A 17,415-nucleotide genomic window follows, 5' to 3' on the forward strand; every position below is an offset into this window, starting at 1 on the left:
TTCGTACATATTTCTATATTTACCTAAAAATCACTAGATGAATACTATTTTCCCGGTACGCTCAGTTATCAGCCGAGAGGAACGAACCCGTCAAATGAAGCAAAGACCACTTATGGTTTGGTTTACAGGTTTGTCAGGAGCTGGCAAAAGTACGCTGGCAGCCGGATTGGAAAAGGCGTTGTTTGAACGCGGGTTTAAAGTGTATCATCTGGATGGGGATAATATTAGAAATGGTCTCAACAAGAACCTGGGTTTCTCGGAAGAAGACCGGACAGAGAATATCCGAAGAGTAGGTGAAGTAGGTGCACTAATGACAGATGCAGGTCTAATCGTATTATCAGCTTTTATATCTCCTTTTCAACGGGATCGCAACAAAGTCAGGGAAATTATCGGAGAGGATAATTTTATAGAAGTTTTTGTTGACTGCCCACTGAATATCTGTGAACAAAGAGACGTAAAAGGTCTTTACCGAAAAGCAAGAAGGGGAGAGCTAAAGAATTTTACAGGGATTGACTCTCCGTATGAATCTCCCGAACAACCTGATATTCATATTTTTTCTGACAGGGAGAGTATTGACGAATCAATCGAAAAGCTTTTGACTTCTATTTTACCTAAAATTTCAGGTTCTTGATCTGTCAAAATGGAGAGAAAGAATTTTAAATAGTCAAAAAGCCTTGATTTCATTGCCTTTCTACAAAGATTTACTAAAAAAAGCAAATTTTTTTTGTTAAAAAGTCAACCCTTTCCATAACTCATACGTCTTATAAATAGGAACCAGTAACCCAATAGCTTATGAGACAGTTAAAAATAGCCAAACAAGTAACCAACAGAGAAACAGCTTCCCTTGACAAATATTTGTTAGAGATAGGTCGTGTAGATCTGATTACTGCCGAAGAAGAGGTAGAGTTGGCACGTCGTATTAAGCAAGGAGATCAGCGGGCATTAGAGAGGCTGACCAAAGCCAACCTGAGGTTTGTTGTTTCTGTTTCGAAACAATATCAGAATCAGGGATTGTCGCTTCCGGATCTTATTAACGAAGGAAATGTAGGGTTGATCAAGGCAGCTCAGCGGTTTGATGAAACACGCGGATTTAAGTTTATTTCGTATGCTGTATGGTGGATTCGTCAGGCAATTTTGCAGGCATTGGCAGAGCAGGCGCGTATTGTACGTCTTCCGCTAAATAAAATCGGGACGATCAATAAAATTAACCGGGCTTTTGCGGAGTTGGAGCAACGATATGAGCGGCCGCCTTCAGCGGAAGAGTTGGCTGAGTTTCTGGATTTAACTACTGATGAAGTAAAACAATCACTTAATAATTCGGGGCGTCACATGTCTATGGATGCACCTCTGAAAGACGGAGATGAATCTTCTTCCAGTATGTTGGATGTTATGGAGAATGAAGATCTTCCGGGACCGGAGAATGAGTTGATGAAAGAATCGTTGAGAAAGGAAATTGAACGTTCACTTTCTACTTTGACGCACCGTGAGGGGGATGTGGTTCGTTTGTATTACGGATTGAACGGTACTCCTCCGATGACACTGGAAGAAATCGGAACTCAGTTTGACCTTACAAGAGAGCGTGTGCGACAGATTAAGGAAAAAGCCATTCGGAGATTGAAGCATACATCCCGGTCAAAGATTTTGAAATCGTATTTAGGATAATTGAGCGTTAATTAAAATACACTAAGGTAAAACGAACCTGAATCATTAATGATTCAGGTTCGTTTTGTTTTTAGAGGAGTGAATGATAAATTTGAGCTATTTTAGACCGGATCAACATCAATACTTATACGAACCGATTTGTTTACAGGGCTAGAGTAGAACTGGTTAATGATTTCCTGAAGTCTTCCTTTAATTTTTTTGTGAGAAGCTTCACGCTCCATTTTAATGCGTATTATTTTGATATACGAGTTTTGTATTTTACGGACTAAAGGATATTCCGGACCAATAATTCGGCTTCCGAATACGGCTTTTAATTGCTGTGCCAGATCGGCAGCAGATCCCTCCAATTGTTGTTCTGACTTGTGTTTTAGAGTAAGATAAATCAGCTTGGTATAGGGAGGATACCCAAAGTTTTTTCGTTCGATAAGTTCCTGTTTATACATGGTAACATAATCATGGTGCATAACTTGCTGTATAATCCAGTGCTCGGGAGTTCCGGTTTGAATAATTACTTTACCTCTTTTATTCCTGCGTCCCGCTCGCCCTGCTACCTGAGACATAAGTTGAAAGCTGCGTTCAAAAGAACGAAAATCAGGGTAGCGCAACATCATATCCGCATCAAGAATCCCAACAAGAGAAACATTATCAAAGTCAAGCCCTTTTGTCACCATCTGTGTACCTACAAGTACGTCAACTTCTTTTTTTCCAAATTGTTCCAGAATTTTCTGGTATCCGTCTTTGGAACGTGTAGAATCAAGATCCAATCGGCTGATTGTAACTCCGGGAAGAAGAAGGGACAATTCATCTTCAACCTTTTCTGTACCAAACCCATGCATGTGTAACCGGTTACTCCCGCAATTGGAGCACGTCCCCACCGGAGGAATTGTGTAACTACAGTAATGACACTTCAGCATATTGGAGTGCTTGTGATAGGTCAGAGATACGTCGCAATTTTTACATTTTGGCGACCAGTTACAGACTTCACAAATCCATATTGGTGTATAACCTCTCCGGTTCTGAAAAAGAATAATTTGCTCTTTATTATCCAGTGCTGTTTTCATTTCTTCCAGCAGAAAAGAACTGAATAGCGAGTGCATGGTTTTCCGCCGCCGCTCTTTTTTCAGATCGGCACATTGAATTTCGGGCATTTGAATTCCTCCGAAACGCTTTGAAAGTTCTACAAAGCCGTACTTTCCTTCTTGGGCATTGAAATAGGTTTCTATGGAAGGTGTGGCAGTACCGAGTAATGTTTTAGCACCATGTAAGTGACTTAGAACAATAGAGACATCTCTTGCGTGATAACGGGGAGACGGGTCATATTGCTTAAATGTATTTTCATGTTCCTCGTCAACAATAATAAGACCTAATGATTTGAATGGTAAGAATACACTGGATCTCGCACCCAAAATGATCCTGAATTTCGTCGGATCATCCCGAAGTACTGAATTCCATATTTCAACCCGTTCATTCTGATTGAATTTGGAGTGATATACACCGATCAGATCACCAAAATAAGCGGAAAGACGATCAATTAACTGGGTGGTAAGAGCGATTTCAGGGAGAAGGAAAAGAACCTGACGTCCTTGTGCCAGTTGTTCTTGAATCAGTTCAACATAAATCTCTGTTTTTCCCGAACCGGTGACTCCGTGTAAGAGACAAACGTCTTTTTCCTGAAAGTTTTCTCTGATTTGTTGAAGTGCTGTCGTTTGCTCGGGTGATAATTCTTTAGTTTCTGTCAGGGTTGTATCCTCCGAATTCAAACGGGAAATTTCGAGGCGTAGACTTTCGAGAATGCCGTTTTTTTCGAGTGTATTTAAAGCGGATAATGAAGCACCGGCATCCACAAGTTCACTTCTACGAACTGGAGATGCAGTATTTTGAGCAAAACCTCCGGCTTTCAGGTAATGCATGAGGGCTTCAAATTGTTTTTTCTTACGTCCATCCTGTTCCAGCTCATTTACCAGTTCTGAAAGCACTTCTTCCTGCGAAAATTGACTGTTAAGTTGAACAAAAGTTGCTGTTTTTGGAGTGTATTTATAGCGCATCTCTTCAACCGACATGACAATCCGTCTGTCAATGAGCTTTTTGATCAATGCATGAACAGATTTTTGTTGGAGAATCTGAGAGATTTCTTTCAGGTCTAACGTATCCTGAACATCAAGAGCTTCAACAATCAGATATTCTTTATCGTTGAGTTCATCATAGTTTCTGTCAAAGTCAGGGTGAAGAACAATTTTTGTCTCACTGGCAAGCTTAAAGTTGCCGGGGAGTGCCGCATTCATTACATCTCCGATGGGAGCCATGTAGTATTCCGAAATCCATTTCCAGAGCTTGAGTTGTTTTCCCGTAATAATAGGAGACTCATCCAAAACATGCTCAATGTACTTTGCCTGATATTCTTTGGGGATTTCTTCATGTACACGGACTACAATTCCCGTGTATAATTTAGATTTTCCAAAGGGAACAACTACTCTGACGCCATTTTTTATCGTGTCATTCAGTTCGAAAGGGACGCGATATGTGAATGTCAGGTCAACCGCCAGCGGAAGAATAATATCTGCAAAAAAAGTTTTTCTTTCGGACATGGATGTAAAGATACCAAAAAGGAAACGTGAAGAAGAGATTGATTTTTATAAAAAAAGCCTGCTCTTTTTAAGGGCAGGCTTCATACATAATATAGTATTCAGCTTACTGACATCGGAATGACATCGGATTCAGCGGATTGTTATCAATGGGATGATTCGAACAGAAATCCAGCTCATACGTGTACGGACCTTCACACAATTCACGCATTGAATTCTGATCCAGCGTACGGTAATTGCCGTTCACAAATAGTTTATCAAATCGGTGGGTATAACGAGCTGAGAATAAACCTATCGCCCCTTCCAGATTCGTATACGTTGGTTTGCTCTGCGCCAATGACGACGAAGGCTGTGATGCCAACATATAATTGGTTAAGTCTTCAGCTCCGGCGGTAAGAATAATCTCTACTTTTGTGTGCAAACGACGTTCTACAGACGGGTCAATTGGAATACGGTCACGCACCATTTGGAAGAATTGTTCTCCGGGAACAGAAACACTAATAGTTCCTCCCGTATAATTCTCACCACTTAACTCAGAAAGATTCCAGGTAAACGATTTGGACGTTGGAATACCTCCGGTGTATTCATCCCAATGAAAAACAAACTTAACATTGTAGCGTGAGTTTCTTCCTCCGCTTCCGGAAGCAGTTGTCCAAATAATTGGGATTCCTTTATAGTCTCCCGGTTGTGCACCGCGTAAGGCAAATGTTGTTTGTTGAATGGGAGATTGAATAGTTACGTTACTTACCACTCTGGTTTGTCCTTTAACGATATGCTCTCCATTGTTGATGTTGGCTTCCAGACGATAAATTGCATCAGGATATAATGTATCAGCATAGAAGTAATACAATTTATGTTGCGGTGCATAGAAAGCTCCATTTTCACTCTTATTCTCCAGAATAGTATCGCGAAGAGGCCATTCATTCTGTATAGATCCATTTATTACTTCTACTACTTTTGCATCAACCTGATCAAAATAGCTGGAATCAGCTACTTTGGCAAAATCATAGGCATTTCCTTGTCCCAGGAATGTTTTATTAATGCGGATGTACTGAAACTTCTCTCCTTGATCCAGAAGACCAAAAATAATAGGAGTTACCTGGTAGTCTGTTGTGACATCAAATTCAGATTTACACCCTGTCACCAGTAGGAATGTAGCTATACCGGACAAAGCTAGAAATGAATGTTTTAGTTTTTTCATGATTTTAACAATAGAACCCAAATGTATGTAAAAATATTGAAAGTAGACGAGAGGAAGAATCAACGGATTGTACCGTTTAATCAATTGACGGGTAAGTAAGTCGCTTTGCCAGAAGAAAACGCTGCTTATAATATGGCGTTTGGTACTCATCAATTCGAACACCACCACTTACGGAGGCATGGATCATTTTAAAACCGCCGGAATTTTTCTCGATTACCAGCCCTACATGCCCGACTGTTTTGACAGAAACTCGTCTTCCCGTAAAGAAAACAAGGTCTCCGGGCTCAATATCATGTAGGGGAATTTTTTCTCCTGACCGGGCTATTTCTCTTGAAGATCGTGCCAGATCAATTCCGAATTTTCTATGGATGTAGTTAATGAAGCCACTACAATCGAATCCGGAGGGAGAGCTGCCTGAGTAACGATAAGGAGTACCCTGAAATGAATAGGCATAATCAATGATCGAGTCTGTTGTGCACCATCGTGCCATAAGGGAGGATTCGTCGGAGGGAATACTGTCTTTTACCACCATAAGTGTATCATTTCCCGCAAAAAGTATCCCGGAGAAAAGCTGAAAACAAAAACTTAAAACGATAAATAGCTTCATTTTTTTAATTTCCGCACCGAATTTATGACTATTTTCGTTCATAACAAGTGTTTTTCGGTATGAAGCGGATTAATTATGAAAAACTTAACAAATTATATTATTCTATCGGTGAGGTAGCCGAAATGTTTGATGTAAATACTTCATTGATTCGTTTTTGGGAAAAAGAATTTACTGTTCTGAAACCGAAAAAAAACACCAAAGGAAATCGTCAATTTACTCCGAAAGACATCGCTGCTATCGAAAAGATCTATGTGCTTGTGAAGGAAAAAGGGTTCACATTAGAAGGAGCAAAGAAGGCGATGAAAAAATCAAGTGGAATAGATCCTTTGGAACAAGAAACACCTTCGGTTGATAACGTGATCAGTCGATTAGAACAAATCCGCGAAAAATTAATCCGATTGAAAAAGTAAATGCGACTGATGATCAGCCGCATTCATGGTGATTTACTGTATTCGAATTACTTTTTTCATGTTTAAAAATTGGGGAGGACATATCCAATTTCCTTTTTTATCAATAATACCCCATTTTCCGTTACTTTTTACCGAAGCATATTCACAGTTAAATTCATGTGTACTTTCAAATTGAGCAGGGATAGCCCATTCTCCTTTTTCATTGATGAAACCAACCAGTCCCTCTGTAGTTTTTGCATACGCGAGTCCGTTTGAGAAATCACCGCAAGATTTTACGTTTTCGGGTGTTATCAGTTTACCGTCAGGTTGTACATAGGACCAGTTTGCTCCCTGTTTAACACGGGCTAGTTTACTCTCTACACTAAACTCATGAGCTGCATCAAATAAAGGTTGAATCACCCATTCGCCCTTTTTATTGATAAACCCTACTTTTCCCTCTTCTGTTTTTGCCCAGGCAAGTCCAGCGGAAAAGTCTCCGGCAGATTTGAATGATGGTGCGATGTGTACCTTACCTTTTTCATTGAGAAATCCAACCTTTCCATCCTCTAATCGAAAGGCGGCTAATCCTTCTGAGAAAGCCTTGATAGTAGCTGCTTGCACAGAATTGATGCGCGTTGTATCTCCGGATTTAGTAAGAATGAAATGATCCGTTCCCAGGGTAGCTACAGCGTAACCTTCTGTAAAACGGGTTACTTTATCATATTGAGGTGCAATAACGATTTTACCTTGTTCGTCAATAAATCCCCATTTTTTAGAATAGGAAACTGCCGCCAGACCGTCCGAATAACCTTTTAGGCCAAGTCCGAATAGGTTCATAAGTACAAAACCACTTCGTTCAGGTGTAATCGAAGCTCCGTCTTTTCGGATAAAGGTGTGTTCTCTTGTTTTAGGATCGTATACAGGGGCTGTTCCGTTTTCTGAGAATTCAAAACATTTTTTGAATTGAGGAGCGATAAGAAGCTCTCCTTTTTCATTTGCATATCCCCAAAGTTTTGAATTTTCAGGGAGAACCTGCACTCTGTATTCTTGTGCTGAAACCGTTGAAAATAGAAAAACGGTAAGAATGATGAAAAGGTTTTTCATGGTGTTTTTTTATCAAATTTACAAAATATACCAAATAAAGAAGGGCCTCATCTGAAGCCCTTCTTATTATATATTATTTAGGTTACCATTTATTTTTTGTACACCAGGTGGAGATACGTATTTCCTTTTATCTCTTGTCCGTCCATATCAATGATAACATATTGACAGAAATAAACACCTTCTGCACAGAGTTGCCCTGATGATTGGTCTTTACCGGTCCATCCATCCTGCGGATTTACATCTGTTATGCGTCCGACAGTATTTCCCCAACGGTTCATAATGGTAGCATCAAAAGAAGCTGCATTTTGAAGATTGAAGTGATAGGTATCATTGATTCCGTCACCATTTGGAGTAAATACATTGGGGATCACGTACGACAACGGTGCAAAAAGAGCTACTTCGATGGAAGAATTATAAACATCACTACATCCGTTCGCATTGGTGACAATCAGCGTAACAGTATAAGTTCCGGCGTCAGTATATTCAGAAGTCAAACTTGCATCAGATGAATTACTGGTTTCTCCGTTTCCAAAATCCCAGTTATAATCCGTAGCTCCTGAGGAAGTATTGTCAAAAGTAACGACAAGAGGGGCGATACCTTCTGAAGGAGAAGCTGTGAAAGACGCTTCGGGATTAGCATCAACAACAATCGTTACCTGGTCGGTATTAGAGCAACCGTTAGCATCTGTCCCGGTAACTGTATACGTAACACTTCCGGGTGGTTGTACAAATGCCTGTCCATCCTGAACACCATTGTCCCACGAATAAGAGACAGCACCCGACCCTGAAAGTATAATATCACTTCCTTCACAATACGTTTGGTCATTTCCGGCATCAACAACAGGTAAATTATTTACAGTTACGGTAATTTGAACAGGACTGGAAGTACATCCTCCGAACTGTTCTGTAACATAATAGGTGTGTACTCCCACTGCAGAAGATGGGGTGAAAGTAGTTCCGGTAGCAATACTTGTTGTCAGAGAAGGATCATCGTACCAGTCCAATTGACCTCCGGCTGAAGCAGTAGCAGTCAAATCTGTTACATTATCTCCCAAACAATAGCTGGTTGTACCTGTTACGGAAGGAGCAGGTGCAGGATTGATTGTTATAAGGAATGTTTCCGGTGTTCCCTGACAGCCGTTTACATCCGGTGTAACTTCAATTTGTCCTGATATAGGTGTGTTACCGGTATTTGTTCCGGTAAAATCAGCAATGTTTCCATTTCCTGAAGTTCCCAACCCTATTGCTGCATTTGTATTCGTCCAGCTGAATGTTGTTCCGGGTAGCGATCCGCTAAAATCGGGAACATCTACAAGACCATTTGCACAAACGGTAATGTCTGAAACCGGGTTGACATCAGGAGCAGGACTGACTGTAACAGATATAATTCCTGATGAAGTCCCGCTACAGTTCTGGTCATCAACGGAGAGTATTTCATAAGTACCTGCTCCGGAAGGCGAGTATGTATAAGGGGATGAATTGATAGTTATAGTTTGGGTATTACTTCCGTCAGTTAGTTGGATGTCCCAGGGACCGGTTCCCGTTAAATTGATCGTAAGATCGGGTAGGGGATCTCCCTGGCAAGCCGTTCCTCCTCCTGACAGGGTTGCGGTAGGAGCCGGAAGAATGGTTACCGGACTCGAATGATTTGCTGCCGGACAGGCACCAGAAGCAGCAATATCGTTAGTTACAGTATAGGTTCCGGGTAATGAGTTTTGTAAATCAATTTCTCCGGTACTGGCATCAATGGAAAGATCCGTGGAAGATGCGGTGTATTGTCCGCTGGAAGCACCCGGTACAAGTTGAGGTACAGGATTAGTTCCTCCGGCACAGAATGGTCCGGAATAAGAAAATGTAGCATCCGGAGCGTTGGTTATCGTAATGGATTGTGAATGTGTTCCTGGACAGGGACCGTTAGTTGTAAAGGATATGGAATAGGTGCCTGGTCCTGTAGCGGCCATGTCGATTTCTCCTGTCGTAGGGTCAGCAAAAGTGACCCCTGTTCCCGTAAATGTACCTGAAACAGATGTACCATTTGTTATGACAGGGACTGGATTGGGTGATGATAGACAGATAGTGGATGGAGTGTATTGAAAATCTGCATTTTCACTTGGGTTTACCACAACTGAAGCAGAATTCGATACCTGGTTTCCACAGGCGTCGGTTACAATGGAGTAAACAGTTTGTGATCCGGATCCGGTGAAGTTGATTGAAGTAGAAGCTCCGGTTCCTACTGAGGGAGTTCCGGATGGATCCATACTCCATTCATACGTGTATGGAGCAACTCCGTATTGAGCCGTTGTCGAAGCGGTTAGAGAACCTCCTTCACAGACTGTATTGTTGGATAGTGTTATCGGGTTGGTAGGCGATTGGTAATCAATAGTTTCTCCCTCTATAGTGATCGTCCATGGAGTGGCAGCGCCAATACAGCTGCTGTTACAACCTGTAGCTCCATAACAGGTACGGAAAAACTGCATTGTAAAGTTTGCGTTTTGCGGTGTACAGGATGGAGCAGGGAGACAACTCTGAAGGTCTGAAAAGATAGATATGTTTACACCGTCACAAGTTCCGGTTCCTATACTGTTACAGAACCAGTAGTATCCTGCCTGGCTTGGACTTACACAAGATCCTGTTGCAAATCGGACAGCACCGTCTTCCATCCAGCAAAGTCCCGCTGCTGTATAAGAGAACGTCCATAAAACATCCGTTAATTGTGCATTAGCCGGAGTAGGAACAGTGAGGTTGTAATCACAGGAATTAGTGAATCCACAACTGGAATTATACATTGATCCTGTAATGGATGCTTGTGCAAGACTATTGGAACTGGAAACAAGCGGGTCAATGATTAATTCTCCGTATTGTGCCAGTTTTTCTTCAATCCATGCGTCACTAACAGCAATTCGCAGATGGTTGCCATTTAGTTCGTATGGAACTTCAATCAATTCAGATTTTGCTGCATTTCTTGGGTAGAGAATAGGCTTTCCGATTTCCAGAATAGAAGTCGAATTGCTTTTATACAATACACGATCGTTTGCAAAACTTTGACCAGGGAAAGATTCAAACTCAAGGTTACCGTTTCCACCAGAAAATTCGTCAGAGAAAATCAGTTTATCATAGTTGTTGAAAATATGTTCCTTTATAATGAAATTAGTTTTGACAGCTCCTCTCATTACAGCCATTTCAGCGTCAATACCCGGAAATACGGAATGTACACGAATTCCTTCCGATCCGACGGTGTAATTACTCCAATCTGCTGTAGCCAGTAATGTTTCGTCTCCGTTTACGACTCCGAATAAGGACCAATTGTTAAATGTGATTTTTCCGGATGGAGTTTGAATAAAACTGTGTTCGGAATGAGAATCAAAGCCTACAGGATCTGTTTGTAGAGAGGCAATGTACTGACCGTTTCCGACATCTGCAATACGATGATCAATGGTTTGCCAGAACTTTCCGTTTTTCTGATGTAATTGACCCATTGCCTGTTGGATATAAAAAACACTGGTATCCTTTGTGCTAACAAAGTACCGGCTTTCAGAAGTTCTTTTTTCATAAATTTCTACACATTCTTCGCAGGGTGTGTTATACGGGAGTTTTCCGAATTCAGGATGTGAATAATAGGTTTCTGAATTCAATACTTTCCATAATGGATTATGATTCTCAATGCGCTTTTCAAAAGAAGAAAAATTGTATTCCTTTGATTGCATTCCTTCTTTAGCTTTTTGTTGTGCGGAAAGAGGTGCAACCCCTAAAAAAAGAAATGAACAAACAGAAAGCGTCGGTAATATATGTGCTTTAAAAGCAGAATAATTGATTCTCATAGTGTTTACAGTAATAGTTCTTAATCAAATCAGAGAGTAGATAACTCTCACTCAATTCAGACGATAAACATACTTCTTTCGTTGCATATAGAGGGCTGGAAACAATAAATAAATATGAAAGTAATTGATTTGTAAATAGTAATGGCAGAACTACGGTACGGCAGAAAAGTGTTTTATCGGTTCAACATTCTTATTAACTTTGCATCCTAAATTTTTTAAAATGGATATTCCAAAGACGTACGAATCAGGTAAAGCAGAGGAAAAGTGGTACAGCCACTGGATGAACAAAGGATATTTTCATTCGGAGCCGGATGAAAGAGAGTCTTATACAGTCGTCATTCCTCCGCCAAACGTGACCGGAGTCTTACACATGGGGCACATGCTGAACAATACGATTCAGGATGTATTAGTACGTAAAGCCCGCATGGAAGGAAAAAATGCATGTTGGATTCCCGGGACGGACCATGCATCCATTGCTACTGAAGCTAAAGTGGTAAATAAACTGCGGGCGGAAGGAATTAAGAAGTCAGATTTGTCAAGAGATGAATTTTTGAAACATGCCTGGGAATGGAAAGAAAAACATGGTGGTATTATTTTGGATCAGTTAAAAAAACTGGGGGCTTCCTGTGACTGGGAGAGAACACATTTCACCATGGATCCGGAGTATTCAGAGTCTGTACTTGATGTATTTGTAGACTTGTATAAAAAGGGGAAGATTTATCGTGGAATCCGGATGGTAAATTGGGATCCTGAGGCTTTGACCGCACTTTCTGACGAAGAGGTAATTTATAAAGAAGTCAACTCAAAGTTATTTTATGTTCGCTACAAAATAGCAGGATCAGAAGATAGCTGGTTGACGATCGCCACCACACGTCCGGAAACAATTTTGGGAGATACGGCAATTTGTATTAATCCAAATGATGAGCGATTCAAACATTTGCATGGAAAGCAAGCTGTTGTACCGGTTGCTAACCGAACGATTCCAATTATTCTGGACGAATATGTAGAGATGGATTTCGGAACAGGATGTCTGAAGGTTACACCTGCTCACGATGAAAATGATTACGATCTTGGAAAGAAACACAATCTTGAAACGATAGACATTCTCAACGATAACGGAACGCTTAATGCGCATGGTCTGCATTATGAAGGGAAAGATCGTTTTGAAGTACGTAAACTGATTGAAAAAGAACTATACGATAAAGGGTATCTGGTAAAAACAGAAGATCATATCAATAAAGTTGGTTTTTCAGAACGCACGGATGCTGTTATTGAACCTAAGCTTTCTCTTCAGTGGTTCGTGAGTATGAAAGAACTTTCAGAGCCGGCGTTAGAGAATGTAATGAACGGAAAGATTAATTTCTATCCGGAAAAAATGAAGAATACGTACCGCCACTGGATGGAAAATATCAAGGATTGGTGTATTTCCAGACAGTTATGGTGGGGGCATCGTATTCCTGCCTGGTATTATGGTACAGGGGCAGATGAATATGTGGTAGCCAAAACAGAGGATGAAGCTATCGCTTTGGCTGGTGAGAAATCAGGAAAAACGTTTGAGAAAGGAGAATTGAAACAGGATGAAGATGTTCTGGATACGTGGTTCTCTTCCTGGTTATGGCCTATTTCGGTGTTCAATGGATTGACACAGCCCGGTAACGAGGAAATAAAGTATTACTATCCGACAAATGATTTGGTTACTGCTCCGGAGATTATGTTCTTTTGGGTCGCAAGAATGATTATTGCAGGATACGAATACATGGGAGACCTTCCGTTTAAAAATGTATACTATACAGGAATTGTAAGAGATAAACTGGGACGTAAAATGTCCAAGTCGCTTGGGAACTCTCCTGATCCGATAAAACTGATCGAAAAGTATGGAGCGGATGGAGTTCGCGTTGGAATTCTGATTTCCTCTCCGGCAGGAAATGACTTGCCTTTTGATAGTTCGCAATGTGAGCAAGGAAGAAATTTTGCCAATAAAGTATGGAACGCTTTCCGTTTGGTAAAATCCTGGGAGGTGAAAGACATGGATCAGCCGGAAGCTTCCCGCAAAGCAATAGAGTGGTTTGAAGCCAAGTTGAATCAGGGAATTGCAGAAATTAATGATGCATTTACCAAATTCCGTATCTCGGATGCTTTGATGACAACCTATAAATTGGTTTGGGATGATTTCTGTTCGTGGTATCTGGAAATGATCAAGCCCGGATATGAACAACCGATTGACAGCAAAACGTATGAGATGACACTTCAGTTCTTTGAACGATTGTTGAGTCTGATGCATCCGTTTACACCATTTGTAACAGAAGAAATCTGGCACCTGATTCGAGAAAGAAAAGAAGGTGAAGATATTATGTTGGCGAAATGGCCGGAGCAAAAGTCTTCTGATGAAACGATTCTGAAACAGTTTGGGAAGGCGGAGGAAGTGATTACAAACGTGCGTAATATTCGTAAGCAAAAGAATATTGCCAATAAGGTTAAGATCGATCTGAAAGTGAAGGTGAATAACGCTCCGGATAAATCGTTTGATCCGGTTATTTCTAAAATGGGAAATATAGCAGCGTATGAATATGTAAGTGAAAAAGTAGACAACTCGTATTCGTTTATCGTGGATTCCAATGAATATTTTATTCCTTTCGGAGAAGATATTGATGTGGAAGCAGAGATTAAAAAAATTGAGGAGGAGTTGCAGTATACGAAAGGCTTTTTAACCAGTGTTCAAAAGAAATTAAGCAATGAGAAATTTGTAAGTGGAGCACCTGAGCAGGTTGTGATGAATGAAAGAAAGAAAGAAGCAGATGCACAAAGTAAAATCACAATTCTTGAAGAAAAACTGAAATCACTCAAGTAGACTGGTCTAATTTTTTGAAATAGAGATCCTCTTTGGTTTGACCGGAGAGGATTTTTTTTGTAAGATTGACTCTATGAAAAAGAAATTTACACTATTCCTGACATTCGTTTGTTTGGTTTTGACAGGATTTTCGCAACAATGGGTGTCTGAAATGTTGGATGGGAATACGAATTTTTATGAAGTTCGTCAGTCGTTTGAAGAAGAATGGAGTGGAAGTGAATATGTAAAAGGAAAGGGCTGGAAACAATTCAAAAGATGGGAATATTTCATGGAACAACGGGTTTACCCTTCGGGAGATCGAATTCCTGTTCATGCAGCCTATTTTGAACGAAATAACTTTGTTACATCAGAACAGCAGGTAGCGAAGTCAAGGTCAGCTACCTGGCAGCCAATGGGACCATTTGAATGGAGTTCTACATCCTATAATCCGGGATTGGGTCGGGTAAATACGGTTGCAGTGCATCCCGGTAATAATCAGGTGATTTATGTAGGTACTCCAAGCGGTGGACTCTGGAAAACTACAAATGGAGGAACTAGCTGGGTTCCCCTTACAGACGATTTTAGTGCCATTGGAATATCAGGAATAGTTATTAATCCCTACAATCCGGATGAGGTGTACGTTGCGACAGGGGACGGAGATGGAGCAGATACCTACAGTATCGGGGTTTTGAAATCGACAGATGGAGGAGCAACATGGTCGGTTACAGGATTGGTTCATACAGTAATGGACTATATCGTTTGCCGGAGAATGATCATGCACCCTACAGATCCGTTAACAATTTTAGTTGCTACAAATGTTGGTGTTTTTAAGACAGTTGATGGAGGAAATAACTGGTATTTGGTAGCAACTGGTTCGTTTCGGGATATTGAGTTTCAGCCGGGAAATGCAAATCGTGTATATGCATCTTCTAACAGGTTATATATTTCTGAAAACGGAGGAGAAACTTTTGCTCCTTCTTCTGCTGTTCAGTTACCGCAGGCATCAGTGGTGAATCGAATGGAAATTGCTGTGAGTCCTGATCAGCCGGATTATGTTTATGTACTTTGCGGAAAAGAATCTGACGCTTCATTTCTGGGATTGTATCGTTCAGAAAACGCCGGGACTGGTTTTTCTCTGCGTACAAATTCGCCTAATCTGTTTACGTATGATGAACAGGGGCTTGAATCCGGAGGTCAGAGCTGGTACGATATGGCAATAGCAGTTGATCCGGATAATGCTGACAACGTATTTGTAGGAGGTATTAATATTTGGAAGTCAACAAATGGGGGAAGTAATTTTCAAATCAACACGCACTGGATCTGGCCGGGAGTATATGGATATACGCACGCAGATATTCATTTTCTGGCGTATGATGGTTCCGGAATATTTTGTGGGAGCGATGGCGGTATTTTTTACTCCGGAGATCAGGGAGCAAGCTGGGAAGACCTTTCTTCCGGAATGCAAATATCGCAGTTTTACCGATTTGGAAATTCACCCCTTGATGCGGGACTGATTATAGGCGGGACACAGGATAATGGATCCAAGTTAGGTGTTGATCAGACCTGGACGCATGTAATGGGAGGAGATGGAATGGAAGCGGCTGTGAATCCTACAAACCCGCAGATTTTATTTTGTACCCAGCAGTATGGGTACCTGAACCGAAGTTTAGACGGAGGAATGAGCTGGGAACTGGTTATGACAGGTAATGGTGAAGAGGGAAGGTGGGTAACACCGTTTGTTGTTCTCCCTGTCAATAAAGTGATCATGGGCTACGAAAATGTCTGGTTAAGTCAGGATAACGGCAGTAGTTTTACACAGATTTCTAATTTTAATTCAGGAGAGACTATCCGTGAAATTGCGGTAGCGGAACAGGATCATAATGTTATCTATGCAGCTCTTCCGGGGCATTTGTATAAAACAACGGACGGAGGAACTACCTGGACGGATGTGATGTCTAATCTGCCGGATTTGGCAATTACAGATATTCAGATTCACCCATTGGATAGCGATGTTGTTTATCTGACCACATCCGGATATAATCAGGGAAATAAAGTATTTGTTTCAGATAACGGTGGAGTGTCCTGGCAGAACATTTCAGGAAACCTGCCTAACCTGCCTGCGAATACACTTGTTTTGCAACGGGAAACCAATGGAGGTGTGTATGTGGGAATGGATGTAGGGATTTATTACATTGACAGTACACTAGGTAACTGGGCTCCTTTTGATGACGCTTTACCTAATGTAATTGTGAGCGAGTTGGAAATTCATTATCCGACTGGAAAAATTCGTGCAGCTACTTTTGGAAGAGGGGTTTGGGAGTCAGATCTGTTTAGTGTTCCTGAGTTAGAACCCATTGCTGATTTTTCATATTTACCTGAAGGATATTGTGTGTCTGACCCAATTGTCTTTTATGATGCTTCGCTGTATGCTTCACCTTCCTGGCAATGGTATTTCCCGGGAGGTGTTCCAGCAACAAGTACAGCGCAATCTCCTTCCGTTCAATATACTGTTTCGGGTGAATATATAGCTTCATTGGTGGTTCAGAATCAGTTTGGAACCGATTCGATAGCCAAAACAGTAACCGTTATAAGAGGAGAGAATGCGTTACTGGTAGAATTGGTAACAGATGATTATCCGGAGGAAACAGCCTGGACCATTACAGATAATCAGGGACAGGTATGGGAAAACCAGTCCGGATATTCGGATGCCAATACAGCTTTTCAGTATAACTTATGTCTCCCGGCGGGATGCTATACATTTCGCATCACGGATGCGTATAGTGATGGAATTTGTTGTGATTTTGGAACGGGATCTTATTCTTTGGTGAGTAGTGAAGGAGTAATCGCTACCGGGGGAACATTTGGTAGTGAAGATGTCGTTACTTTTTGTTTTGACGATCATTCAGGAGTGAAAGAAGAAGAAATAGAGACGCTTTTAGTATATCCCAACCCGACGAACGAAAAAGTGATGGTGGTAAATCCCGGAGGTAGTTATCAGGAATTATATATTCTGGACTTGCTAGGACGTAAACTGGCGACCTTCCCGATTTCAGGAAAGGAAAAACTAGAAATTGATCTTTCCGTTTTCTCAGAAGGTACCTATCTTTTTGTTGTGCATAGCAGGGATAAGACAACTAGTCATAGAGTGACGTATACCGGGAATTAGGAGATCGTGGTTCCTGTTTTGTGATTTGTTTTTTGGAAGTCAAACAAATATGGGGTGGA

Annotated in this window: 10 protein-coding genes; 5 read left to right on the forward strand and 5 right to left on the reverse strand. The window is 41.1% G+C overall.

Annotated features, from left to right (window positions below):
• Window positions 1–37 precede the first annotated feature (37 nt).
• Complete coding sequence (gene cysC, locus ABDZ97_RS00410) at window positions 38–631, forward strand: adenylyl-sulfate kinase (RefSeq protein ID WP_343783933.1); 594 nt, start codon at window positions 38–40, stop codon at window positions 629–631.
• Window positions 632–792: 161 nt separating this feature from the next.
• The gene (locus tag ABDZ97_RS00415; protein WP_343783935.1) at window positions 793–1,662 is read left to right on the forward strand and encodes a sigma-70 family RNA polymerase sigma factor; all 870 of its coding nucleotides are present in this window, start codon (window positions 793–795) and stop codon (window positions 1,660–1,662) included.
• Window positions 1,663–1,763: 101 nt separating this feature from the next.
• Here the strand turns inward: ABDZ97_RS00415 and priA are convergent, their stop codons facing one another.
• The 3 genes from priA to ABDZ97_RS00430 form a co-directional block, all read right to left on the reverse strand.
• Complete coding sequence (gene priA / locus ABDZ97_RS00420) at window positions 1,764–4,247, reverse strand: replication restart helicase PriA (RefSeq protein ID WP_343783937.1); 2,484 nt, start codon at window positions 4,245–4,247, stop codon at window positions 1,764–1,766.
• A gap of 103 nt (window positions 4,248–4,350) precedes the next feature.
• Window positions 4,351–5,445 (reverse strand): hypothetical protein, encoded by a 1,095-nt coding sequence (locus ABDZ97_RS00425; protein WP_343783939.1) that lies wholly within the window; start codon window positions 5,443–5,445, stop codon window positions 4,351–4,353.
• A 76-nt stretch (window positions 5,446–5,521) separates the two neighbouring features.
• Window positions 5,522–6,094, reverse strand: a complete 573-nt coding sequence (locus ABDZ97_RS00430; RefSeq protein ID WP_343783941.1) for a C40 family peptidase — start codon at window positions 6,092–6,094, stop codon at window positions 5,522–5,524.
• Between the two features lie 17 nt (window positions 6,095–6,111).
• On the opposite strand from ABDZ97_RS00430, the gene ABDZ97_RS00435 reads away from it, so the two are divergent.
• On the forward strand, window positions 6,112–6,462 hold the full coding sequence (locus ABDZ97_RS00435) for a MerR family transcriptional regulator (RefSeq protein WP_343783943.1): 351 nt from the start codon (window positions 6,112–6,114) through the stop codon (window positions 6,460–6,462).
• A 33-nt stretch (window positions 6,463–6,495) separates the two neighbouring features.
• Here the strand turns inward: ABDZ97_RS00435 and ABDZ97_RS00440 are convergent, their stop codons facing one another.
• Together ABDZ97_RS00440 and ABDZ97_RS00445 are read right to left on the reverse strand one after the other, a co-directional pair.
• Window positions 6,496–7,545: a WG repeat-containing protein gene (locus ABDZ97_RS00440; RefSeq protein WP_343783945.1), complete on the reverse strand. Its 1,050-nt coding sequence runs from the start codon at window positions 7,543–7,545 to the stop codon at window positions 6,496–6,498.
• Between the two features lie 89 nt (window positions 7,546–7,634).
• Complete coding sequence (locus ABDZ97_RS00445; RefSeq protein WP_343783947.1) at window positions 7,635–11,363, reverse strand: PKD domain-containing protein; 3,729 nt, start codon at window positions 11,361–11,363, stop codon at window positions 7,635–7,637.
• Between the two features lie 220 nt (window positions 11,364–11,583).
• Between ABDZ97_RS00445 and ABDZ97_RS00450 the strand changes: the two genes are divergently transcribed.
• Together ABDZ97_RS00450 and ABDZ97_RS00455 are read left to right on the forward strand one after the other, a co-directional pair.
• A complete protein-coding gene (locus tag ABDZ97_RS00450) occupies window positions 11,584–14,211 on the forward strand; it encodes a valine--tRNA ligase (RefSeq protein ID WP_343783949.1) in 2,628 nt (875 codons plus the stop codon).
• A gap of 73 nt (window positions 14,212–14,284) precedes the next feature.
• Window positions 14,285–17,356 (forward strand): VPS10 domain-containing protein, encoded by a 3,072-nt coding sequence (locus tag ABDZ97_RS00455; protein ID WP_343783951.1) that lies wholly within the window; start codon window positions 14,285–14,287, stop codon window positions 17,354–17,356.
• The last annotated feature ends 59 nt before the right edge of the window (window positions 17,357–17,415 follow it).

Origin of the sequence: Wandonia haliotis (assembly GCF_039523435.1) — a bacterium.
In the GTDB taxonomy this organism is placed as follows: Bacteria; Bacteroidota; Bacteroidia; order Flavobacteriales_D; family Crocinitomicaceae; genus Wandonia; species Wandonia haliotis.

What these genes read in the sequence shown, in the direction of transcription:
- cysC (WP_343783933.1), top strand. Translation starts at nt 38, where the DNA reads ATGAATACTATTTTCCCGGTACGCTCAGTTATCAGCCGAGAGGAACGA.
- ABDZ97_RS00415 (WP_343783935.1), top strand. Translation starts at nt 793, where the DNA reads ATGAGACAGTTAAAAATAGCCAAACAAGTAACCAACAGAGAAACAGCT.
- priA (WP_343783937.1), bottom strand. Translation starts at nt 4,247, where the DNA reads ATGTCCGAAAGAAAAACTTTTTTTGCAGATATTATTCTTCCGCTGGCG.
- ABDZ97_RS00425 (WP_343783939.1), bottom strand. Translation starts at nt 5,445, where the DNA reads ATGAAAAAACTAAAACATTCATTTCTAGCTTTGTCCGGTATAGCTACA.
- ABDZ97_RS00430 (WP_343783941.1), bottom strand. Translation starts at nt 6,094, where the DNA reads ATGAACGAAAATAGTCATAAATTCGGTGCGGAAATTAAAAAAATGAAG.
- ABDZ97_RS00435 (WP_343783943.1), top strand. Translation starts at nt 6,112, where the DNA reads ATGAAGCGGATTAATTATGAAAAACTTAACAAATTATATTATTCTATC.
- ABDZ97_RS00440 (WP_343783945.1), bottom strand. Translation starts at nt 7,545, where the DNA reads ATGAAAAACCTTTTCATCATTCTTACCGTTTTTCTATTTTCAACGGTT.
- ABDZ97_RS00445 (WP_343783947.1), bottom strand. Translation starts at nt 11,363, where the DNA reads ATGAGAATCAATTATTCTGCTTTTAAAGCACATATATTACCGACGCTT.
- ABDZ97_RS00450 (WP_343783949.1), top strand. Translation starts at nt 11,584, where the DNA reads ATGGATATTCCAAAGACGTACGAATCAGGTAAAGCAGAGGAAAAGTGG.
- ABDZ97_RS00455 (WP_343783951.1), top strand. Translation starts at nt 14,285, where the DNA reads ATGAAAAAGAAATTTACACTATTCCTGACATTCGTTTGTTTGGTTTTG.